Origin of the sequence: Bacillus sp. 491mf (assembly GCF_900112415.1) — a bacterium.
Lineage (GTDB): Bacteria > Bacillota > Bacilli > Bacillales > Bacillaceae_G > Bacillus_A.
The window spans coordinates 1-22,177 of the sequence record NZ_FOLV01000036.1 but is presented as its reverse complement, the minus strand read 5'-3'; the positions used below and the strand labels follow the sequence as shown (position 1 = coordinate 22,177).

Below are 22,177 nucleotides of genomic sequence, written 5' to 3'. Positions count from 1 at the left end.
TAATGGTATGATTCATTTCAACTTCCTCAATAATCAAAGGTTTAAATTTCAAGATAAGTTCAGTCGCTTTTTTGTTAAAATGGAAAAAACTTAAAATTTGAAGGTATTATGAATTCAGAAACTGGAGAGATAGAGAATGTTCATCCAGTATTAGATTGGGTGGATTAATATGAGCGTATATGAGGGATTTATTGAGATAATGAAACAGAGAAATTTGAATAAAGAGGCAGTTATTGATGTTTTGAATATATATGTAAATGGGCGTAACTTTCTACAACACTTAGAAGATTTTAAAGGTAAAGAGGGAGAGCGTCGGGAATATAATGGAGTAATTTATTCAGATGAATATGAACAAGATGATGAGGAGTATTTTGGACAAAATAAGGTTTTATTTTATTCTGGCGATGGTGATGATGACTACGATATTGTGAATTATGATCAATTGTATCAATATTTAAGTGCTGCATGTGAATTTTACATAGGAAAAAATCCTGAAAAGAAAGCGATTGCTGAAGAGTTGTTGATGAAAATTAAAGAGAAATATAATATTAAATAAGTAATAGTAAAAGCACTTCTGAATAAATTTAGAAGTGCTTTTTTCCTGCAAACTATAAAAATCAATTACAGCAAAAAATTGTATTAAGGGGAAAATGATGATGAAGTATGGGATGCAGTTATAAGTGGTTCCATGAAAAAGGAGGATATATAGTGTGATTATTTTAAGAAATTATTTTGATATAAACTCAAAAATAGTATTGCATGATAACGAGTACAAAATAGAGAACATTAATAGTATGATAAATGGAGTTGGAGGGATAACTGATAATAATATATTATATGGTTTATATATTTATAATAAAAAGTTATTTTTTGTAATAAATGCAAAATCATATGAGCTGAATAAAAATAATATCAATTGTAGTAATAAATACATTACTAAAACTGATAGATTATTTATTATATTAAGTTCGAATCAAAAGGTATGTGAAATTCAATATGAACCAGTTGTTGACTCAGGGATGATGTATTATGATATTGACGAAGAGGAATTTGACGTTTTGTTGTATATTAGTAGTTTGTTAAAGGATAATGAAACAATTAGTAAATTCGTTGAGGCAATGAGTAAAAGGGATTAATTTCTAGTATAGATTTTGATAAAATAGGATGCTAAGATATGTGTAACTGCATAATAGTAGAAAATATAAAAAATTAAGTAATATAGAATGAGCGTTTAAATTTAAGTTACTGGATAATTGTAATTAAGCAGTGAGTAGGGCAGCAGAGTGGGAGATAAAATTGAAAAGTGATTTGAAATTGATGAAACTAAAAAATAGTTTTAGAGTTCCTTGTCTCTGAACCCCTTTTTCTCCTAAAAGGGAATTGTAGTCAAAAAGAAAGCCAAATATATATCATAACAATGAAAAGAGTCAATGTTTCTAATGAAAGAAGCATTGACTCTTTTCTATTCTAAAAATTTAAGAAAGACATGAATGAAATCGGTATGAAAGTTCTTCTTGACAAAAAGGGGGGATTCTCACTAGAAATGTTGCGGGGGACTTTAATACCTATACTGGACAAATGGTCTTGAGACCTGACGAATCACTTTTAAGTGCCCTTCATGAATCCTACCATGTTAAACAATTTAGAGAACTTGGACAAGAAAATTATTTGAAACAATCAAGATCAGTAAGAGAAGAGTGCGTTTATAATGAGAAAATGTTGAATAATCTTTATAGTCAGGGATATTCTACAGAGGATATTGCAAGAAAGATGGTTAATGAACGTAATTCAAATAGGTTAAATAGCTATATTGAAAAAGATGATATGGAGGGATATGAATTAGTAAGAAAGAGTAATTTACAAACTTATAATAATGCAGAAGGTCCAACACCAGAGTCCCTTTTTGAAAAATATGGTTCATTAGAGGGAGTTGTTAATGCATCTGTAAGTAGTAACCCAGGTATGGATGCTTGTGTTGGATTATATAATATATATCATGGGGGAAGTTAAAATGATTTGGAAAATAGAAGATAAAAAAGATTTTTTATGGTATACCAGTGATAAGTGTCAATTGAAGATAAAAGTAAATGAAGATAAAGTAAATATTTGGTTGAATTATAATGGATATAACATTATCACGCCAATGGGAATGTGGGGATTTGATGATGAAGTTTCTGAAAGAGGACTTAAGTATTGTATAGGTGGAGATCATATGCAAGAGTGGTACTATATTGTAGACAGGAAAGACTTAAGACTTTTTGTAGATTTAATTTATTTTTTTATTGAAGAACATGATGCAGATAAGATGATTAACCCCAAATTAGGTATTAAAGGATGGAATTAAAATATATGCATAAGTAGTTTTGTAATATTGAATGCAGTATATAATAAAGTAACAACATAAAAGTGTTGTTTGATAAAATAATGTGGTGAATTGTAAATAAAAGCAAATGCATGTTATGACAACGAAAAGAGGTAGTGTTTCAAATAAGAAACATTATCTCTTTTTCCCATGCAAAGAAATTGTAGGAAATAATAACAATTAGAGATAATACGTAATAATGAAAAGATTAAAACTAAATTAATGAGTAATGGAGAGATTTTTAATGGAAGATTGGACATACAACGAGTTGTTTGAAACAATTCAAGAGGTATATAAAGAGTTTTTATCTCAAAATAGAGGGCATAGACATGCAATAGCAAGAATAGTAGACTATTTCAATAATTTAGGTGAAATAGAGGATATTATCGTTGATGTTGCTATAGGAGAGATTTTAATTACTTATGATAAAGTTTTCGTTGGTTATGTTGAAGGTATAACAAAGAGTTTAAGTTTGTTTAATCCACAAGAAGCAGAAGATGAATTAACATCAGAAGAAGTAAAGGACTTATCGGGACGAATAAATAAAGTAATAGAAGAATTAAAAAATGCAGAGTTTGATTATAATCCCTCAGCAGAACAGTGATATTTATAAGAGATTGAGTACATGAGCTGATTATATAAAAATCGAAGGCTCATCTAACATAAAATTGAATATATATACTAAGCAGGTGAGAAAATGGATGGGAAAATTTATATGGAAGCTAAAGAATGTACCATGGAAATTTATGAAGAATTTAGAAGTGAACAAAATTTTACAGTTAAGCAATCGGTAGATGCTACTTTTGAAGAATCTGTTATTCCTATGAAAAAAGACAAAGTGGAATATGCGTCTGTATTTTTGAATCTAGCTCTTATTAGTTTAAAGCATGGATTTATACCAGATTATATCCTTACCAGAATTGAAAGGGTTAAAAAACAATCTTTAGAAAATCTATCACCTGAAGAAAATTTTCAATATAATGAAGACTTAACGGAAATTGATAATCTTCTTTCACAAGGAGACTTTGAAGTTGATAAAGACGGTATATATTCACTAAGAGTCAACATGCTCTTGGGAGAATAGAAATTGAATTAATTATTTTGCTAGATTCTGAGGGGAAAGAATCTTTTGGAAACTCAATATGAAATCTTAAAGCAAAAACGGTGGGCATGTTAAGCTGTATGTGTTCGAGGAACTAACTAAGGTAATAGCTGTTTTATAGGTTCTTCGGGCACTGACAAAAATATATGCCCAATAAAAGAAGTCAACAGCAACGTTAGGAGAACGTAGTGGTCTGTTGACTTTTTTTAATGTTATTTCATGACAAGAGCTATTCATCATCTTCGTTTAAGTTAATGGTTTCTTTGTTTTTATAAGCAATTCGTAGATTATTTAATTTGTTTTTACGAACTTCGAGGATAGCTTTTCCCATGTCTTGTTCGATTCGTTGCTTGTAAAGAAATTTTGCAAATCCTCAATAATATTAATTTCATCGACAATACCATTGATATTATAGTTTGTCCGTTTGATATTTTAGGATTCCCAATATTTAAAGGGTATGATGTTAAGCTTACAATGAGACTAGATAAAAGTTTATATATTAAGCCAGATGATATGCAGTTTAAAGCGTGTACTCAAATGCTAAAGGAAGCTATAGGGAAGGGAGAAATTCCAAAAGAAATATTTACTCCAAAACAGTTAAAAGAAATAAAAATCGGATTGCTACGTATCATAAAACTCCTATTAAGAGAACAGGGACTGGTCAGTCGTGGTTCCCATGAATCATGGACAAGAGATGATATACAAAATGCAGGTGAATTTCCAGGAGCTTTTGATTATATTATGAAAAATACGTAAGAGGTGAGAATATTTGGAGAATTTAGAGCAAGCAATTAAGCGAATTTCAGCAATTGATTGGAGTCGTATTGGGGAAATAGAAAGAAAATCGAATGTCCAATTGTGCAAAGAGTATTTAAGGAGAACGGTGATATTTTTCCGAACGTATCCAGGTAAATGTGTTTACCCCTTTATAAGTATTTCTAATTCAATCACATCACCGCAAGCAAATATAGAAGAAATTGAATTAATTAATGAAGTGAAGAATAGTTATCAAAAGGCAATAGTTACAAGTTTCCTTGAACTAAATGCACTTATAGATGAGGGAAATCAAATCGCTATTGAAAACAAAGATTTATTTGAGCCAGTAATAAAACTTTATGAACGCGGTGGTTATTTCTATAAGCGAAGTGGCTTTGTAAATGTAGATGGAGCATCGTTTGAATTAAACAATTGGGAGGAATTTGAGCCTTCTGACATAAGTGATGAAACTCTGAATAGTTTAGACGAATTTGAGTGACTTGAGATATGAGTAAAATAATTTTAAAAGTTATGACAGAGATAAGAGACTCTCATTTGATAATCTTATCTGAATAGTATCTGTGCGATTATATGGAATGAAAATTGGTTTGTTTTAGAAGTTAATAGCGAAAAATAGTAGAGATAAACTCTGGAAATCTCTGCTATTTTTTCATGCAAATAGAAACAATAATCTTGAAGGTTATTTCTATCGTACATACATGGAAGTCTCTCACTAAAAATATCGAATTTGTAAATCTACTTGGTAAGGGTACGGATAAAGTATATCCAACAAGAAAAATAGATTCAGTAGCAGAAGCTCATATCATTGATAGAGTGAAAGAGCTAAGGAGGAAATTGACTAGTGGATATGAAAAGTCTGAAAACTTTGCTCTAGCAGAAGTGGATGTTAATGGTATTGATAAATCAGGGTTTTTTGCTCAAAGTAGCATAAATGAACTAAATGGTGTGTTAGAGGAAAGGGTAGCGGATATTTTATTAAAGCCTAATAATCCAACTTTTAAGGCTTTAAAAGCAGCAGATAAGAATGGAATTGAGTACCCAAGAGATTCTGATATTGAGTACTCACAGACTTGGAAATAATACTGAGGCAAAAGATAAAATAAAGTTATTTACAGAACTAGATACTTGCGATAGTTGTAGTAGGGTAATAGCTGAATTTGCTAAAAATATAGAATTAGAGGTTATCCATAATAACGGGATTAAAGTCATAGCCTATAGGAGAAAGATAAATGGAAGATTGGGAATATAATGAATTAACTGAGGCTGTCAAAGAAATGTATGATAATATGTTAAATAAAGACAGAGGATATAAATATGCTACTGCAAGAACATTTTATGAATTCGAAACCGTCTGTAATGAGGGTAAAACAGAAAATGTATTAGTACACTTAGCCATGGGAGAGATAATAGTGACACATCCAAAAGTTTTTGTGGGTGTGGTTGATGCCATAAAAAAAGAGCTAGGAAGCATTGATAGGAAGGAATTAGAGAAGGAATTGTTATCTGAAGAGGTTGAGAATCTTTTGACCAGAATAAATAATGTCAATCATAAACTTAATAACGTACTACTCGACTATGATCCTAATGCTGATAATTATGATACTATGTCAAGATAATAGACACAGATTTCTACCGCGCTTTCGCTTGGTGGTCTTCATAAAAAAGTTTAAATAAAGATTAGAAAGATAGTAATAATTAATGATTGATAATAAAAAAATAATTTTGGAAAGAAAAAAGTTACACCCAGATGATCCAGCGGTAGAAAAAAAGTGGAGTGAGTTAACAGACATATTCAAGAAAAGTGAAAAAGAAACTATTGAATATTTAGAGAATTGTGAGGAAGAGGAACTGGAATGGATAAGTGAAATATTTGAGGACATATCTGAAAAACTACAAAGTAAGAAATTTATTGATACTTTGGAATTACTAGAAAAAAGATATCCTGAATTAGATTTGAAAACGGATGTTGAGTTTGCAAAAAAGGCTATAAATTAATTATTTAAAGGTGTTAAGGGTAAAAGACTGGAATAAGGAAATAGATTAATTCATAGGGAGAATGCAATGATAAACCAAAAAAAGTTAGAAATGGCTTTTAGAAGATATAGCAAAAATTTTGTGGATGGAATCAAATTTGAAGATGTTAAAGATAAATATGATGTTAGTAGAAGAGAGAATGAGGAAATCGTTGAGCAAAATGAAACAGAGAAAGATCACATACTATTAATAAATCTAAGCAAAATTTCCTCATATCACTTGTCACTATGGAAAAACGATGTATTGATCAGCGGTGGAAACAATGCAGAAGGATTAAAAAACATGCAGAAGGTTTTATTTTACCAGTGCATGGGACAGGATCTTTATACAATCAGGTATCCAAGGATGTTCTTGGGATATACGTTTAGCGAAGTCGTCTTCACATTAGTTCATTTTGCAATGTATGGATGGGAGAAAGAAGAAAATATATTATATAATTTTATGACTCATCACTTCGGTGAACATTTAATAGATGCCAATGAAGAAGATAGACATATTTGGTTTTTGCTAGAGCTGTACTTGCAGTATAGAAATAAAACCATTATGGGAACGAATGAAAAATTGCATCTAGCCGTGATAAATAAGTTTAAGGAAGCTGAACTACGATGCGACTTAATCCCTGAAGACCTGAACATTTATGATGAAGTGCTGGGACGTTGGTCAACTGGTGATTTAGAAGAAATAGAACATCTAATTTCGATAATGTCACAGTATCATTCTGCATTAGCTTCTGAAATCGGACAGTTCGGTGAATTTGGTGATTTCGGATTCGGATTTTATCCTTTTGAGATCTTATTCTTGATCCATGTAAGGAAACAACTAGGGTTGCCAGTACCTACTCAATTCGATAATTTTCTGATGAATACTCCAGAAGCGAAAATGGTATTTGGAGAACGTGAGCCTTACCCTGAATGGGACCCTGTACTTCAGATGATCGATCAATTTTATCGTAAAAACTACCCGGAATATATTCCTAACAAGCATGGAGAATTATTTTAATAAAAGGGAGGTTCCGACAGTTTCAAAAAAATTTATAAAAAGTTATAAAAGATAATAAAAACTACTGCATACACATCCAGTTTTGTCAGACTCTATAACAAAAAGGGAGTTGTTTTTTTATGGGAAGAATGATAATAATTAAAGAAGCGGCGGGCTTGTGTTTCCACAAAAAAACAAGTGGAAAACGTGGAGGGAAAAAAGTAAGTAAAGAGATTGAAAATTGAGTAACGAAAGGAGAGTAATAGATGAAAACAACACGTTCTTGTAAAATTAAAACCATCACAAGAGAACAAAGGGAACAACTTCTCGATTTGATTCGTACATTTGAAAGTGCCAAACGTTATAGTTTTAATCGTTTAACAGAAGGACATCATGATAAAGAATTGATCAAGAAATTGCAACACGTGTATTCCTTAAATAAACGTTATTGTGAAGATGCAGTTTTACAAGCACAAACCATCATTTCCTCTCAAAAAGAACTCCTTCTTGTTTATCTAGAAAACAATCAAAAAAAGTTAGAACAAACCATACAAAAAATAGAAGAATATAAAAGTGGTAGAAAAAGACCAAAAAAAGTACCATTAGACGTTTGTTTAAATGGTTTACGAAAGCGAAAACAAAAATTAGAACAAAAAGTTTCGATGTATGAAACGCATATCACAAACGGTACATTACCGTCTGTTATTTTCGGTGGCCGAAAAGCCTTTTATGAACGTATGAAACAAAACATTTCCAATCAAGAATGGAAGGATTTACGGACACGGCAATTGTATTCAAGAGGTGATAAAAGTAAAAAAGGAAATTTAAATATACGGATCACAATTGATGATAATGGCCAAGGTTGGTTAGAAATCGCCAATCCGTTAGGGTTGACTTCAGGAAAAAGAAAAAGTCCTCGTATTGTAGTACCGATTATAATTCCGTATCGTTATTACAAGGAAATCACAGGCGTGGTCATGGGTACACAAACAGGTGTGAATCCAAAAGGAAAACCAATAATTGACCATCAAACATATAGTGTAGAATTACTTCGTAAAAAAGAGGAATTCTATGTGAATATTACATTTGAGGAAACGAAAACAGGTCGTATGTTAGACTTCAAACAAGTCCCAATATCTGATGTGATTGCAGGAATCGATGTCAATCCTGATCGTATAGCCATTAGTTTATGCACGAAGCAAGGGAATTTCAAAGGATCGAAAATCTTTTATTTACACAATCTAGATACGTTTTCTACGGATAAACGTGCTACTGTAATCGGGCAAATGACACAACAAATCAAAGATTGGTTATGTTCTCAACATGTTGGCGGCATTGTCCTAGAAGATTTACGTTTTCAACACTCTCATGATACAGACACATACAGCAATCGCAAATTTCATCAGTTTACTTACAAGAAGATGTTAAATAGTTTAATCAGAATGGGGCTTCGTAATGGATTTTCCGTCAAAATGGTGAATCCTGCTTATACAAGCGTGATTGGAAAACTAAAATATAGTAAAAAGTATGGGATTAGCGTTCATGAAACGGCTGCGTTTACGATTGCACGTCGTGGGCTTGGACTACAAGAAAAACTACCAAAAGAAATGATTTCTTTGTTACAAAACCAAATCGCAACGAAACTTCGGATTCTTATTGCTTCATTGGAAGAAAGTAATAAGAATCCAAAAAAGATATATAAGAAATGGTTACAAACCATCGCAACATGGAAAGACGATCACAACTGGAAATTATGGAGTATCCTTCATAAAACAGTGTATATGAGTAATCAACAAATTTTATTTCAAATCAAGAAGGGAGGGAACCTGGTTTAAAACTTATATCGCTTTGCGCATAGTTGACTCGGATGAATGATTATGCGCAAAACAAGACCGTTCCTAACAGGAACCTGCCGTTATTCTTTCACAGTAGGTGAATGAGAAGGTGATAACCTTACGGACAGGAAAAAGGTGAGATTCCTTTTCGGTAGTTGGCTTTTGTCTTGGTTCGCCAACGTTTTGATAGATTTTTATAAGTTTTTTAAACCAGGAAGCTAATATGCCTGATCAAGGGATAGCACAGATTATATTTCCTGATAGCAAGGATTTGGAAACGTTTTTGAGGGAGCAAGGAAGTTATGACTTACATGAAGATCTATTAAAATATGGATTAACGACGAAACAGTTTTTATACGTTGACTATAAAGGTGAGGAATACCAAGAAATTGTCAATTTTATTCTTGATTACGAATTTGCCCACCAAATTGAATTAGCAACACAAGAAGAACTCGAGAAATTAGAAGCATTTCATTATGAATTTTTACCTGAAAAGATCAAGGAGGTCAACAAAATACTGTCACCAAAGGGATATGGACTATTTTCATATCCAAATTCGGGCGACTTCTTCGCACTATTCATTGTAAAAATAGAGAATATAGCAAAATTGCTGCAAGAAGAAGTGCTGCACGATGATAGAATCCCTTTTCAAGAAAGGTGTATCAAGTATTATAGATAGACCTAATATTGTACGTCTTCAGCCTTGACTCCGGTCAAGGTTTCCTTATAAGTTAATATCAAGATTGCATAGCTATCTAGAATGTACCATTTTTGGCCATATACGATTGTAATAACGCCATGTGTTATGGTAATCGTTCATGTTCTTGCAAATTTATTTGAAACTTTTCGCATGAACATTAGTCAAAATAATAAAGATGTTTTGAATTTGGAAGACTTGATACTAAAAATAGAAAAATAAGTTGAAAAATGTGCCTATTTTGTGAGTTACTTGGACACTGACAAAGGTACATGCTTAATAAAGGAAGTCAATAGCGACGTTAGGAGAACGTAGTGGCTATTGACTTTTTTATTTTTACAACTGGGCTAGAAAGAAAAGCGTGAGAATTAGGTGAGATGACATTTCATTGAAAAGACATGGAATGGACTTAAAACGAATGAATTATAAATTTAGGGGACGTACAGATGCAGGGATGGTAATTAAGAATAATAAGGTTGTTTCAGCTTATCCGTTATACTAGAAAATGGAATGGGGATACATATTATGGTGAAGTATAGATATTTACTAGATTTTAAAGAAATTATTAATGAAGTAGTATTGGACTTTAATCAAGAAAATTCTTTGGAATTTGCATATATGATAAGCGACCCACTTGGTTCTGATATATCTTGGAGATTTAATGAATTAAAAAATGATGTAGATAATTATATTGAATTATTAAAGGGACATCTACCCGAATATCGACATGGAGGAAATGCATCTAGCGTTATATCTTATAGAGACATTACAATAATTGAAGACCCTTTTTATGATGAAGAAGAAGATGAAATTGAACCTATCTGTAAAGTAGAGACAATTGAATTTGTAAAAATTATACTAGTATGGGCTTATGAAAATTACAAATACAAATGCAAACGTCGGGTGATTGCCCGAGAAGAGGCAGAGACGGCTATGAATTGGATTGAACAAAAAATGATAGAAGTTAAAAGTATAGAAAATAACGATTAAATATAAGAAACACTGAGAAGCTTATTCCTATAAGACCTTAAGGAATAGGCTTTTTTAAACCTAGGCAAGTATATCAAGAATCTTTATAACACTGAAATATTACAACATTCAAGAGAATATATAAATAGATTGTGAATGAAATATAAGTGATTGAGGAGGAAAAATGAGGGGGGAAATTATTAAAATAGGCTGTTTTTCGTGATTTTCAAGCGAAAAACAGCTTCTTTTTTAACTTTATAACATAGGGTACGGATAATCTTGATTTTAAAGAATGGGAAGAGATGCCTGTTAGTGGTCAAACTCGTCTAACAGATGATGGATTAAGGATTATGAGTATTCGAGATTTAAGGGAATTTAAGAAAAGTATGAATGAAATTGGTATTAAATTTAAGTGCCCCTCATGAATCCTACCATGCTAAACAATCTAGAGAACTTGGACAAGAAAATTATTTGAAACAATCAAGATCAGCAAGAGAAGAGTACATTTATAATGAAATTATGCAGAATAAGGAAAAATGTATTGCTGAAGAGATATATGAAGCACAAAGATATATTTTTTCATTAGAAGTAGACAATGGCCATTACCTAATTGGAAAGGATATGAGAAATAGTGATGGAAGAAAAGGAAACAAATCTAACTGCAAGTCAAGCTATTCAAATTGCTAAGCGATATCAGAAAAAGCATAATTTACACGGGATCATACATGATGATATAGAAAGGTCCGTAAGATTTTATAATGAATTTTATAGAATTAAAGGAAATGCGTGGCTCGTTTTGGCAGATATAACCCCAAAGACATATGAAGGTAATGATGAAATTACTTTTGTTGTTTCTGATGAGGAAGGTGTTGTAGATCATGTTCTAGACCATAACGGGATTCCTCATCGTTATCATCTATCAAGTAATAGAGATTATACTGATGAGGAGTTTGAGGCCATTTTTAATGACGATGAGATTAAGTAGAAAGTACTTATACCCAGTAGTGAATGAACCTTTTTACCTCATAATTACCGTAACTAGTAATATAAGAAAATAAGTGTGTAGAATAAAGAACTCATGATGTTTAGACAATTATGGAGCTATATAACGATATTTATTTATAAAAATAAGAACGATACGTAGATGAGAAGCAATTTTAAATATACGAATTATTGTTACTGAGAACAAACCATAAATTTACAAACTTAAAGCATTTGATTGTCTACAATCGACGATGAGTGCTTTTTTATGTTTTAGTTATAGAAATGAGTGAGTTTATTATTAATTTTTTAAGTGATTACTGAAATAGGATTTCAAGATATCTTACTTTAAAATATTGTGTTAAAAGAAAAAATAACAAATGGAGGTATTAAAAATGGGGAAAAGCTTTTTTCAAATTAAATATGAGATTACTAGGAACTACTATATATATTTAAATATTGATAAATATACACCAGAACAATCTGCTGGAAGATGCTATGATGATTTTTATGAAGAAATACAAAATAATGGGATAGAATCAATTGTTGTAATTTCAACTATAATAGGGCTACAAAGTACAAATAAAGGAAATTTTGATGAAGATGATTTAAGTAATATAAAAATAATTTTAGATTTATACAAAAGCATTGATATAAAGGAATGTTTGAATGAATTTGAGTGTGAATATTTACAAGATGATATAGGGTGGTTGCAAAATTATTATGAGGAAATTACTAAAAATTAATTAGTGTATGTTATTAAAGTAAACCTAGTAGTAGCGTAAATAAAAAATAAATTAGCAGCAGATAAGATTGCTGAATTAATGGCTAAAGGAAAGCCATTTGATATAGCAGAAACAGAAGCAAAAGAATGGATCGGAACACAAGCCGAATTATATTTACCATCACCAATAGAAAACGTTGATGACAGTTTGTTAAGTCATTTTTTAGAGAATTATTCTTCAATAAATATAACGAATAAAATTGAAACAGAAGAATTTTTAAATTATTTAAGAACATCCGAGATATATAATAAAAAAGATGTTATCAATTTTTTTGTTGATAGTAAGAAAGGGATATAAATAAAAACCTTAATCGGCTATATGCCTTTTACGGTTTTTATTGCCTTTGTAGTATTACATTTGTTTTGAATCAAGGTCTCATTATTGTAAGTGGAGACGTACGAAATTGGTTGCAGCACTTGAAGAATTAGGTAACATAGCCGCCAAAAGGAGGTAGTGATAATATGGAAAATATCCAACTAGCTAAAGAAATTCGTACAGCTATCAAGCAAAATAATGTTGAAAGAGTAGTTGAGTTAATTGATTCAGATATGGAGATCTTGAATATATCGATGAGACCGTTTGGAACTTTTCTTCATGTTGCAGCCACACATGGAAAGCTTGAAATAGTCAAGCGACTTATAGAATTAGGTGCTGACATAAATAAGCACGGTGGTGTATATGGTGGTGGGGCACTTAACCAAGCGGCTTCAAAAGGACAGTTTGAAATTGTCAGGTATCTATTGACTTGTGGAGCTGAAATGGATGTAAGTGAATCGGAAAGGAATCCTTTGTTTGGTGCTATTCAGGGTGGATATATAGATATTGTAAAACTTCTGATTGAAAATGGCATTGACATTCATGTTAAGTATACAGGAGAATATATGGAAAATATGAATGCAGTAGCATTTGCACATGAACAAGGACAAATAGAGATAGCAAATGTATTGAATTCTGGTAAAAAAGAAGAATATAAGGATACTACGCAAAACGGGAAAACTGAGATTTTAGATTATATAACAGAACAATTTGGTCCCATTAATAATACAATCAGTGAAATCATACCTGGCAGTAAGGTAGCGGTTGATATTCAAGTTATACTGCCATCAAAAGAATGCGATTTTATAACTCTTGTGACTACAGGGATGAGTGATTTTGCAATGGATGATTCAGAAGACAGTAAGGGATTTAAGTATGCTGAATTGGTATTAAAGTTACCTGCAAATTGGCCATTAAGTAAAAATGAAATGACGAACGAAAGTAATTATTGGCCTTTGAAGTGGCTGAGAATGGTTGCTCACATCCCTCACAGATATGATGGATGGTTAGAGGAAGGGGTCATTCTTCCAAATGGAGAACCTCCAATGCCATTTGCTTCTAATACAGCATTATCATGTATTTTGATCGGTAAATCTAAAGAGATGAGAAGTTTTATAGATTCGGAAAATAGAATAATCAATTTTTATACTTTAATACCTATTTATGAAGAAGAAAGAATGATGGCTTTACAAAAAGGACATGAATATTTAATGGGGAAATTTGCTGAATTTAGTATTTTAGATGTACTTGATATAAAAAGAGAAAACATTGGTTTGAAGGGATAATATTAAGTACAAAGAGGGCTACTATGTTGAACATTTAACTGGGAGAGTAGAAAAAATATAATGAGCACTAATTTTGATGATAAAAATAAGTTGATTCAAATGTACGAAGAAAAAGGACTAAATAAGGGATCAGTTATTGATGTGCTTGGTGATTTTGTAATGAATTATAACTTTGTTAGGATACTAGAAGGTTTTTTAAAGGAATATGTTGAAAGACGGGATTATAGCGGTGTAGTATATTCAGATGACTTTTATAAAGATGATGAGGAGTATTTTGGAGAAAACAAAGTTTTATTCTATTATGGTGTAGATGAAGGTATGGAGGATATTGTGACCTACAAAGAATTATGTGAATATCTTCAAACCGTATGCGAATTTTACATTGAAAGATACCCTGAGCATACTGAGAACGTGGAAGAACTTTTTTTGAAAATAAAAGATAAATATAATATAAAAGATTGATAATTCCTTTCCTTGATTAGCTATATGCTTTTCAAGGTTTTTTTGAATTAAAAAATTTGAAAGAAGAAGGAATAGAGGTGTAGTAGAATTATGGAAATAGGAAAGAAAAAGAATTACACTTTGAAGCAATATAAGAAAATTGAAGATAAATGGGCAGCAGCTTTAAAAGAAACACCTCACCAAAAAGTAACAGTTAATGTTGCTATAATTTACTCTGGGAATAATATGCGTCCCGAGAAATTTTCAGTAAAATACACTGTTGATGGTGAGTCGTTCTCTGAGGTTATTAATAATTAATCTAAGGGGTGCAAAAGTAGTATGAAAGAATTTGAAGATAGATTTAGTGAATTGCAAGCAGATATGATATCCATATGTATGGAATATGTTGAAGATAGAGCTGATAAAGTGTATGTTTACGCTTCATGTGAAGAAAGTATTATTTCGAGCAAGTTCTTTTATCTAGTTAACAATAAGTATGTGAAGCCTCATAAAGTGAATGATGCATTGGGGGCTGGGGATGAAAGGTATGATGTGTCTACGGAACGCCAGTTTATGGTATTAGATATTTTAACTGAAGATATCGAAAAAATTAAAGCATTGTGTAAAGAATACGAAAGAGACATGCCAACTGAGATGAAATTAATATATGATGTTAAGAGTGGCAACTTCAAGGCTGAATACAAGTATGATTTAGTATATACGAATGATGATATTAAAACGGCCAGTGATATTGCGGGTGAGTGGTTTGAGGAGGTAAAAAGTAATAACCTTTAAATTGTTTACAGTTAAAGATATGTTCTAATTTTGAGGTGTAGGCATGAAAGCAAATGAAGCATTTAAGAATGTATGTAATCTAATATCCGAAAAATATTTAGATAGTGGTTGGAAATATTCTAAGTCTAGTCGTTGGATGACCAAAAAAGATAAGAATTTCATCTATAAGATATTTTTTTATACAAGCTGGAATAATATATCTGATAAGAATGTAGCATTTTATGGTGAATGTGCAATTATCCCTTTAAAATCCAAAGATAAAATATTTCATATCAATACACAACAATGTAATGTGCCAAGTGGCCAATTATATTGGAACATAGCAAATGGAGAAGATTGGGGCGGGACAGTTAATGAATTCACTAATTGGTTAGATAGTGTATTCATGCCAATTGTAGAAAGATGCATGAACGATCTGGACAACTTTGTAAAAGAGGTTGTTATAAGGGGCTTTTATCCTCCAAAAGGTTATGTGGTTGATATTAGTTTTATCTTAATGCATGGATCGCGTGAATTAGCAGAAGAAGCTATCAAAAGATACTATGCAAGTTTGGAAGAGTCAATAAAAAGAGAATTTAAAGGTAATTATGAAAGTATGATATATGGTAATGAGGCTGTTAGTGCATACGGTAATAATATGATGAGAAATTACTCCAACTTTCGAACTATCATAGATAATAAAATCGTTGTTACTTTATAGCGCACCAAATGGTTTGGATTAGTCAGCGATAATTGGTAACCTAGTTATCGCTTTTGTTTAATCTCTTGGAAGAGGTTCTACTGAACGTACCACTCCAAAGAATTTATATGAACAATTAGCAATGCAGGAAGTCTGATCAAACTATAAAATGATAAAAAACACAAACTTTAAGAGTCGTTTACATTTAGAAAACATTTAAACTTAAAGCACTTGTCTACTTATAGGTGACAACAAGTGCTTTTTGGCGTTTTAGGATAGAAATGAGTAGGCATATTATAATTTTATAAGTGCACTAAGTATTACATTTTTATAGATTGTAATGGCTGTGTACAGTGTACGATGATAGTAGAGAAGAATTGTAAAAGAGGTCAAAATAACAAGCAACTTTGGAATGAAGCCTGGGAATATGACCAAAAGCGATATAGAAGATTTCCGACTCGCAAACAATTTAACATGGCATGAATTAAATGATGTGAAAACGGTGCAACTTGTACCATCAAGCATAAACAGTACACTTGGACATCTTGGTGGGGTAGGAGAGATAAATGCAGGGGCGTATACGCCTGAAGGATTTGCTACAAAATAGAAATGTATTAAAGGGGAGTGCAAAATGATAATAAATGATGCAGTTTTTGGAGAACTAGAATATGATTATGTATGGTTTAAGGACACTAATGTTGAGTTTTGTGGAAAAGAAGTTGAAATTTCTTTATCGGTAAGCGGTGAAAAGGATGGTAAATTTTTAAAAAAACAATATATAGCATATAATTCATTCATTCAAAACTGGAAGAAACTACAGCATGACATTTTACAACCCTTGTTAGATTATTACAAACAAAAACGACATGAACTTGGTTATGATGATACGTTTAATGAAAATTATCCTTTGATTGAAACGATTGATCAACTTCTTGATAGAATAAGTTTAGTTGGAATTTCTGTACTATATACGAAAAGCCTTGAAGGTAGATATATTGGGTTATCCTTCGACTGTACGTGGGATACAGAAAATGGGTTAGGTATACTTCTAATAAATGAAAAAGTAGCCAGAGTAGGATATCAAGATGTTGCGATGTAAGCGAAGTATTTCTCCAAAAGAGAGAAATACTTTTTTGGAGAAATTTTTTATTATATTTGGCGAGAAGACCCCTACCTCAAGCGCGTAACGGTAGGTGGGGGTAGTTCAATGAGAATGATAAATTAGGAGATAAATAAAAATGAAAAATGAAATGAGAAATTGTTTTGATAAGATAATTAGGGAGTGGCAAGATTTTAATAATTCATTGCCAAAATCTTTATGGATAGAAGAAGCAGATACTTTTATTTATGAAGGGGAAGCAGATGCAGAGGGGTATGTTTTCTGGAAACCTGTAGAAAAAGATGTAATTCATGATTTTTCTGATATAGAAAAAGGTTTAGGAATACAATTACATAATTCAGTCAAAGAATATTATAATTCTTATTGGTTTTTAGAATTAGGAGGTAATCATTTAGGTTATGATCTTGAGTTAAATCCTGTTATACCAGGAATTGAACTGCATGATTTTTATGTATCTTTACAAGGATACAGAAGTGCACATGATAATCAATTAAATAATATTCCTATTGGTATGGAATTTAATGGTTTTTTGGTAGTTGTAGATAACGAACATGGACACATAAAATTAGAAGATTACGAAAGAGGAAGTTTCGAAGTTATTAGTGATAGTTTAACAGAACTAATTCCAAATCTCTCATAAGATATTAAAAAATAATAAGTAAAAGTTTTGGCTCTTTTGAGTCAATATTTTGAACAGAAAAAGTTTGCTGGAGGTATAACATGGAAATTAAAAAAGCATTAGAACATTATTTTAAAGAACTTTTGTATGTTTGGGAGAAGGAATATGGTACATATCCCAAGGCACCTTGGGATGAAAATATTGATCCGAAATTATATTTAAGTGACCCAGATGAAGAAGAATATGTGTATTGGAAACCTATTGAAAAAGTTAATTTAGAGGATTTTTCAGAAATTGAAAAAGTACTTGGTCTTAAAATTCATAGCTCTATTAAAGAATACTTTAATTCATATTGGTTTCTAAACTTACAAGGTTTTTATGGCTCACGACTAGTTAATCTTGAACCTGTAGAATCAGGTAAATGTGTATTAGAATTTTTCCAAGTAATGAAACAATATGAGGGAAATAATGGGGGGGAACTTAGGTATATTCAAATTGGATTTATCTCTCCTGAGGATATGGCTATTTCGGTTGATAATAAAACAGGACAGATATTTATGGAAGATTTTGAAACAGAAGAAAATGAATTACTTGCCCATTCTCTTGTTGAATTGATAAATGATTTAAAAGCTGAAATGAATTGAAAAAGTAGCTTCCTTGGAATGCGATGTTATTTTAGGACCTCTTATGTAAGCAATCTATTTTTAATTAAGAGTCTGATTATAAGAAGGCATCCAAGATTGGTTACGGCTTTTTATACCCAATTTATATTTGCATACGAAAAAGAAAAAGCCCGTGGGTTTAAACGTGATATCTGTTAAGAAGTAAAAAGATATCATACTGTTAAATTTTGATTGTTGTTTTTATAGGTTGTAATGGTTGTGCAAAGTTTATGACGCTAGTAGAGAAAAAATAATGGTGGTTTTTCATTAGTCGTTGATGAAGGTCAATTTAGCTGGAAATTGACGGAGAAGGTGCATTCTTAAGGGAACAACAGATTAATTTATAGAGTTACCCGCTTGCGGAAGTTGTACAGATATTATTATATAGTTCAGAAAAATATTCAGAATATTAAATCAAACGATCGCTCAGGAGAATTTAAAAATTAGAAAGGAATATTCAGAGAAGTCAAAGTAATACTTTTAGTGTAGATGAGCTGTCTGAGATTAGAAGAAAGATGTCTGATTTAGGCATTACTAAAGAATATAATGAAGCGTTAATTAAAATTGATTTTGGTAAGTATCTTCGAGGATTACTAGGTGATCCACCTGCACATCATATTCTATTTAAAAAAGGTCTTGGTCAGAAGTAACAAGAACTGGTTCGAGAAGGTCAAGAAATATTAAGAAGGTATGGGATAGAACTAATAATTGGTAAAGAAAATCTTGTTTGGGCACCAAATGCCGTAATAGGACAACATAGTCTTGATGCTTTAGAGGAAGTAGTTAATCGGTTAAGGGTTGTTGAAGCTCTTGAAGATTTAAGAGACATAGCTAGTACAAGATAGTAGAAATACAGGAGGTAATGTTATGGATGAAAAAAGTCTCAATAAAACTATAAGAAATGCTATTAAGCTTGGTGATAGTAATGAAGTAAAGCGTTTAATAGGCGATAATCCAGAATCTTTACATTCAATGACACCATTTGGCACGTGGTTACATGTTGCAGCAAAGAAAGGACATTTTGGAATAGTAGAATATCTGATTCATAAAGGAATCGATGTGAATACAAAAGGTGATATATTTGATGCTTCTCCTTTAAGATTGGCTGCAGGAGCGGGGCATTTGGAGATAGTAAAGTATTTAATAGAGGCAGGCGCAGAATTAGATGTGACCTTAGCAAAAAGAAATCCATTATTTGGAGCGATTTATGGTGGACATAAAGAAGTAGTTGAGTTTCTAGTTGAAAAAGGAATAGATATTTCAATTAGATACACTGGAGAAAATATTAAGAATATGAATGCTTATGAATATGCTAGAGAATTTGGGCAAACAGCAATTGCTGAATATTTAAAGATGAAGATGGGTGAAAAAGAATAAGTAAGAGAGATTGATATTGTTTGTTTTACTAACTATAAATGACACATAAAGCATATGTGAAGTATATAGAAAAAGAAAAGGTCAATTTGAAGGAACATATTCTTATTATTACTGGTTTTATGGGACCAGTACAATAATAGAATAAGCATGTATTTTATTACTACGCGAATAGAGATATAGGATTCGTTCTAATGACTTAGATTTACTACTTAATTTATATTTTACAAGTGGATATGATAACGCACAACTTATGAATGTAAGCGTCAAATTTCATTACTTTTAGAGACATGACTACTCATAAATAGCTACATACAGTCTAATCATCAGTTATAGCAATTCATCCGCGCTCATGACTAGTTAAAGAAATTAAGTATTTATAGATAAAGTGAAACTTTATGGATATTTATTAAAGTATGTATTTGTGAGTGAAGGATTCGCCAATAAAAAAGGAGAGTTTAAAATGATAATAAACGATGCAGTTTTTGGTGAACTTGAATATAATTATGCATGGTCTAAGGATACTACTATTAATTTTTTTGGAAATGAATTCGAAATAGCATTGATGGTCGATGGTGATGAGGATGGTAAATTTGATGAAGAGCAATATACAGCATATACCTCACTGATGCAAAATTGGGAACACTTACAAAAAAGTTTTTTGCAACCAATATTAGACTATTACAAACAAACACGACATGGACTAGGTTATGATATTGAAGTAAATGAGAATTATCCATTAATTGAAACAACTGATCAAATACTAGAAATGATAAGTTTAGATGGAATTGTTGTTTCATATGCGGGTATTTTTGAAGGTCGAGATATCGGAATTACATTTAATTGTACATGGGACACAGAAAATGGACTAGGGCTTCGTCTATTAAATGAAAAAGTAACTGAAGTAGGCTACCAAGATGTTGCGATTTGAATATAAAATTTGTTAATAGGGATTAACAGAAAAAGACTAATGAATTATGAACACTGGGGATTAATATACATATAGCTTAGAGCTTCCTTTCAAATATAAACCTGAAGAAAAAAGAAGGTATAAATTGAGCAAAAATCTAAGAGATGTTTTTAAAGGTAACTGACAAATATGCTTAATAAATTTCGAAGGCTTATTCCAACTTGAATGTTGAGGAGGAATGAGCCTTTTTTATAAACAGTACGACTTTATTTCAAAGCTACAACAAATAATAACTGTATAGAAATAATAAAGTTTTTTAATAATATATTGAGCCATACAAATTTATTAAACGAAAGCACCTTTTAGTTTAATAAGAAAATTAGTATATTCTTTGATTACACTTCTATGAAATCATACATTAAGCATAATTCCAATCTTTTCCGATATCACAATTCCCATATGGATTTATTCCTTCAAATGCTCCGACATACATAACTTTCCCACTGCGAATGATCCATTCCATACCATGTTCTTCTTCCCATGTGCAATTTAATTCTAAATCAATGACAGGTTCAGATTTATTTTTAGGATTCGGAATACATATAGTATTTGGTGTAATATAAGGTAGAACATCTGTCGGTTTAGAAAATTCTATAATATCTTCACCTATATCATCAAGAAAGTCATTACAGTATCTAATAGATGCTTTACAAAGTTTATTTATCAGTTCCTCACTTAAGGAATTTAAGTATGTTATACATAGTTCTGCGTATTCGATATCTGCATCTTGGTCTATGTATACCAGAATGTTTTGATCAAATAATTCGAAATAGGCTTCTCCTTCTAATCCGGAATATTCATTGGTTTTAAGGTTTTTAATAGCCACTTCATTTAATACCTCCTTTAAATTGAATTTTTATATTATTTTACCACATAAGTAGTCCCTATTTTTTAATTACTCGTTAGTTAATTCGTGAAAACGATTTATAACATCTTCCTCTTCAAACGTGCTATACCACCTATAATCACTATCATCTAAAATACGAAAATGTTGATTAATCGCATTTTGTTGGTGCGATTAAACGGTAAGTAATTCAACTAACGCATGCGTTAGTTCTATAAGTTCATGAGTCGCAAATGCGGATTTTTTTGTTTGTGCTGTTTATTGCGGTAAAGATTCTTCCATTCAATAAGGCGTAGGACATACATTTTAACGTTTTTATACGCTAAGGGATTCTCAAAACTCCATAACACGAGTTGAATTTCTCGAATCCTTCCTTAACATCATTCAATTCTTCTTTTATCCCGCATTAACAGGCAGTAATACTCCCACCTCAAAATTCAGCGAAAGCAAAGAAGTTAGGTGGGAGATAAACTGCCCGTAAAAGCCCGATTGGTTCAACTAATAATCAGTGGGGGATGAAGAAAACCCCCACTGATTAAAGTTTCACTTTAT

The 22,177-nt window shown here is 31.4% G+C and carries 29 protein-coding genes and 4 pseudogenes; 31 read left to right on the top strand and 2 right to left on the bottom strand.

The features are described from left to right. The first annotated feature begins 169 nt into the window (after window positions 1-169). The 31 genes and pseudogenes from cdiI (BM211_RS21135) (at window position 170) to BM211_RS20980 (ending at window position 20,742) form a co-directional block, all read left to right on the top strand. On the top strand, window positions 170-556 hold the full coding sequence (gene cdiI, locus BM211_RS21135; protein ID WP_090999370.1) for a ribonuclease toxin immunity protein CdiI: 387 nt from the start codon (window positions 170-172) through the stop codon (window positions 554-556). A gap of 154 nt (window positions 557-710) precedes the next feature. Beyond that, complete coding sequence (locus BM211_RS21130) at window positions 711-1,136, top strand: hypothetical protein (protein ID WP_090999368.1); 426 nt, start codon at window positions 711-713, stop codon at window positions 1,134-1,136. A 394-nt stretch (window positions 1,137-1,530) separates the two neighbouring features. Then, complete coding sequence (locus BM211_RS21125) at window positions 1,531-2,010, top strand: zincin-like metallopeptidase toxin domain-containing protein (protein WP_090999366.1); 480 nt, start codon at window positions 1,531-1,533, stop codon at window positions 2,008-2,010. Window position 2,011: 1 nt separating this feature from the next. Then, window positions 2,012-2,344 carry a hypothetical protein gene (locus tag BM211_RS27300; protein WP_256217171.1) on the top strand — a complete coding sequence of 111 codons (333 nt, stop codon included), beginning with the start codon at window positions 2,012-2,014 and terminating at the stop codon, window positions 2,342-2,344. A gap of 262 nt (window positions 2,345-2,606) precedes the next feature. Next, the gene (locus tag BM211_RS21115) at window positions 2,607-2,966 is read left to right on the top strand and encodes an Imm3 family immunity protein (RefSeq protein ID WP_090999364.1); all 360 of its coding nucleotides are present in this window, start codon (window positions 2,607-2,609) and stop codon (window positions 2,964-2,966) included. A gap of 93 nt (window positions 2,967-3,059) precedes the next feature. Continuing rightward, window positions 3,060-3,446 carry a hypothetical protein gene (locus BM211_RS21110; RefSeq protein WP_090999362.1) on the top strand — a complete coding sequence of 129 codons (387 nt, stop codon included), beginning with the start codon at window positions 3,060-3,062 and terminating at the stop codon, window positions 3,444-3,446. A gap of 381 nt (window positions 3,447-3,827) precedes the next feature. Then, on the top strand, window positions 3,828-4,220 hold the full coding sequence (locus BM211_RS21105; protein ID WP_090999360.1) for an HNH endonuclease: 393 nt from the start codon (window positions 3,828-3,830) through the stop codon (window positions 4,218-4,220). Window positions 4,221-4,233: 13 nt separating this feature from the next. Beyond that, window positions 4,234-4,719, top strand: coding sequence for a hypothetical protein (locus BM211_RS21100; protein WP_090999358.1), 486 nt, complete (start codon window positions 4,234-4,236; stop codon window positions 4,717-4,719). A 173-nt stretch (window positions 4,720-4,892) separates the two neighbouring features. After that, a pseudogene (locus BM211_RS21095) lies at window positions 4,893-5,490 on the top strand (deaminase domain-containing protein). Continuing rightward, a complete protein-coding gene (locus tag BM211_RS21090; RefSeq protein WP_090999356.1) occupies window positions 5,471-5,857 on the top strand; it encodes an Imm3 family immunity protein in 387 nt (128 codons plus the stop codon). The pseudogene BM211_RS21095 and the gene BM211_RS21090 overlap by 20 nt, the downstream one beginning before the upstream one ends. A gap of 82 nt (window positions 5,858-5,939) precedes the next feature. Then, window positions 5,940-6,236, top strand: coding sequence for a hypothetical protein (locus tag BM211_RS21085; RefSeq protein ID WP_090999354.1), 297 nt, complete (start codon window positions 5,940-5,942; stop codon window positions 6,234-6,236). A 66-nt stretch (window positions 6,237-6,302) separates the two neighbouring features. Beyond that, window positions 6,303-7,274, top strand: a complete 972-nt coding sequence (locus tag BM211_RS21080) for a hypothetical protein (protein ID WP_090999352.1) — start codon at window positions 6,303-6,305, stop codon at window positions 7,272-7,274. Window positions 7,275-7,519: 245 nt separating this feature from the next. Further along, complete coding sequence (locus BM211_RS21075) at window positions 7,520-9,088, top strand: IS200/IS605 family accessory protein TnpB-related protein (protein ID WP_090999350.1); 1,569 nt, start codon at window positions 7,520-7,522, stop codon at window positions 9,086-9,088. A 223-nt stretch (window positions 9,089-9,311) separates the two neighbouring features. Next, window positions 9,312-9,767 carry a DUF6630 family protein gene (locus tag BM211_RS21070; protein ID WP_090999347.1) on the top strand — a complete coding sequence of 152 codons (456 nt, stop codon included), beginning with the start codon at window positions 9,312-9,314 and terminating at the stop codon, window positions 9,765-9,767. A gap of 528 nt (window positions 9,768-10,295) precedes the next feature. Further along, window positions 10,296-10,775, top strand: a complete 480-nt coding sequence (locus tag BM211_RS21065) for a hypothetical protein (protein ID WP_371261896.1) — start codon at window positions 10,296-10,298, stop codon at window positions 10,773-10,775. Between the two features lie 281 nt (window positions 10,776-11,056). Then, window positions 11,057-11,441 (top strand): annotated as a pseudogene (locus BM211_RS21055) (zincin-like metallopeptidase toxin domain-containing protein). Then, window positions 11,389-11,739, top strand: coding sequence for a hypothetical protein (locus BM211_RS21050; protein ID WP_090999341.1), 351 nt, complete (start codon window positions 11,389-11,391; stop codon window positions 11,737-11,739). Before BM211_RS21055 ends, BM211_RS21050 begins: the two are co-directional and overlap by 53 nt. A gap of 391 nt (window positions 11,740-12,130) precedes the next feature. Beyond that, window positions 12,131-12,481, top strand: a complete 351-nt coding sequence (locus BM211_RS21045) for a hypothetical protein (protein ID WP_090999339.1) — start codon at window positions 12,131-12,133, stop codon at window positions 12,479-12,481. Window positions 12,482-12,559: 78 nt separating this feature from the next. Then, entirely contained in the window at window positions 12,560-12,817 is a 258-nt protein-coding gene (locus BM211_RS21040) for a hypothetical protein (RefSeq protein ID WP_090999337.1), read from the top strand. A gap of 164 nt (window positions 12,818-12,981) precedes the next feature. Further along, complete coding sequence (locus BM211_RS21035) at window positions 12,982-14,121, top strand: ankyrin repeat domain-containing protein (RefSeq protein WP_090999334.1); 1,140 nt, start codon at window positions 12,982-12,984, stop codon at window positions 14,119-14,121. Window positions 14,122-14,181: 60 nt separating this feature from the next. Next, window positions 14,182-14,583: a ribonuclease toxin immunity protein CdiI gene (cdiI, locus tag BM211_RS21030; RefSeq protein WP_090999332.1), complete on the top strand. Its 402-nt coding sequence runs from the start codon at window positions 14,182-14,184 to the stop codon at window positions 14,581-14,583. Window positions 14,584-14,673: 90 nt separating this feature from the next. Next, complete coding sequence (locus BM211_RS21025; RefSeq protein ID WP_090999330.1) at window positions 14,674-14,880, top strand: DNA/RNA non-specific endonuclease; 207 nt, start codon at window positions 14,674-14,676, stop codon at window positions 14,878-14,880. A gap of 21 nt (window positions 14,881-14,901) precedes the next feature. Beyond that, window positions 14,902-15,357 (top strand): immunity protein YezG family protein, encoded by a 456-nt coding sequence (locus BM211_RS21020; protein ID WP_090999328.1) that lies wholly within the window; start codon window positions 14,902-14,904, stop codon window positions 15,355-15,357. A gap of 43 nt (window positions 15,358-15,400) precedes the next feature. Beyond that, the gene (locus BM211_RS21015) at window positions 15,401-16,057 is read left to right on the top strand and encodes a hypothetical protein (protein WP_090999326.1); all 657 of its coding nucleotides are present in this window, start codon (window positions 15,401-15,403) and stop codon (window positions 16,055-16,057) included. A 370-nt stretch (window positions 16,058-16,427) separates the two neighbouring features. Then, window positions 16,428-16,643 (top strand): annotated as a pseudogene (locus tag BM211_RS21010) (HNH endonuclease); the annotation flags it as partial. 24 nt (window positions 16,644-16,667) lie between these two features. Continuing rightward, entirely contained in the window at window positions 16,668-17,135 is a 468-nt protein-coding gene (locus BM211_RS21005; protein WP_090999322.1) for a DUF6985 domain-containing protein, read from the top strand. 139 nt (window positions 17,136-17,274) lie between these two features. Then, entirely contained in the window at window positions 17,275-17,796 is a 522-nt protein-coding gene (locus BM211_RS21000; RefSeq protein ID WP_090999319.1) for a SecY-interacting protein Syd, read from the top strand. 80 nt (window positions 17,797-17,876) lie between these two features. Further along, a complete protein-coding gene (locus tag BM211_RS20995) occupies window positions 17,877-18,419 on the top strand; it encodes a SecY-interacting protein Syd (protein WP_090999318.1) in 543 nt (180 codons plus the stop codon). Between the two features lie 533 nt (window positions 18,420-18,952). Then, window positions 18,953-19,087 (top strand): hypothetical protein, encoded by a 135-nt coding sequence (locus BM211_RS26825; protein WP_256217170.1) that lies wholly within the window; start codon window positions 18,953-18,955, stop codon window positions 19,085-19,087. Between the two features lie 217 nt (window positions 19,088-19,304). Continuing rightward, a complete protein-coding gene (locus BM211_RS20985; RefSeq protein ID WP_090999313.1) occupies window positions 19,305-19,814 on the top strand; it encodes an ankyrin repeat domain-containing protein in 510 nt (169 codons plus the stop codon). A gap of 460 nt (window positions 19,815-20,274) precedes the next feature. Beyond that, window positions 20,275-20,742 carry a DUF6985 domain-containing protein gene (locus tag BM211_RS20980; protein ID WP_090999311.1) on the top strand — a complete coding sequence of 156 codons (468 nt, stop codon included), beginning with the start codon at window positions 20,275-20,277 and terminating at the stop codon, window positions 20,740-20,742. A 397-nt stretch (window positions 20,743-21,139) separates the two neighbouring features. Here BM211_RS20980 and BM211_RS20975 read toward each other — a convergent pair whose 3' ends face one another. Together BM211_RS20975 and BM211_RS27630 are read right to left on the bottom strand one after the other, a co-directional pair. Then, a complete protein-coding gene (locus BM211_RS20975; protein ID WP_090999308.1) occupies window positions 21,140-21,607 on the bottom strand; it encodes a DUF6985 domain-containing protein in 468 nt (155 codons plus the stop codon). A 69-nt stretch (window positions 21,608-21,676) separates the two neighbouring features. Continuing rightward, window positions 21,677-21,793, bottom strand: a pseudogene (locus tag BM211_RS27630) (transcriptional regulator); the annotation flags it as partial. Between the last annotated feature and the right edge of the window lie 384 nt (window positions 21,794-22,177).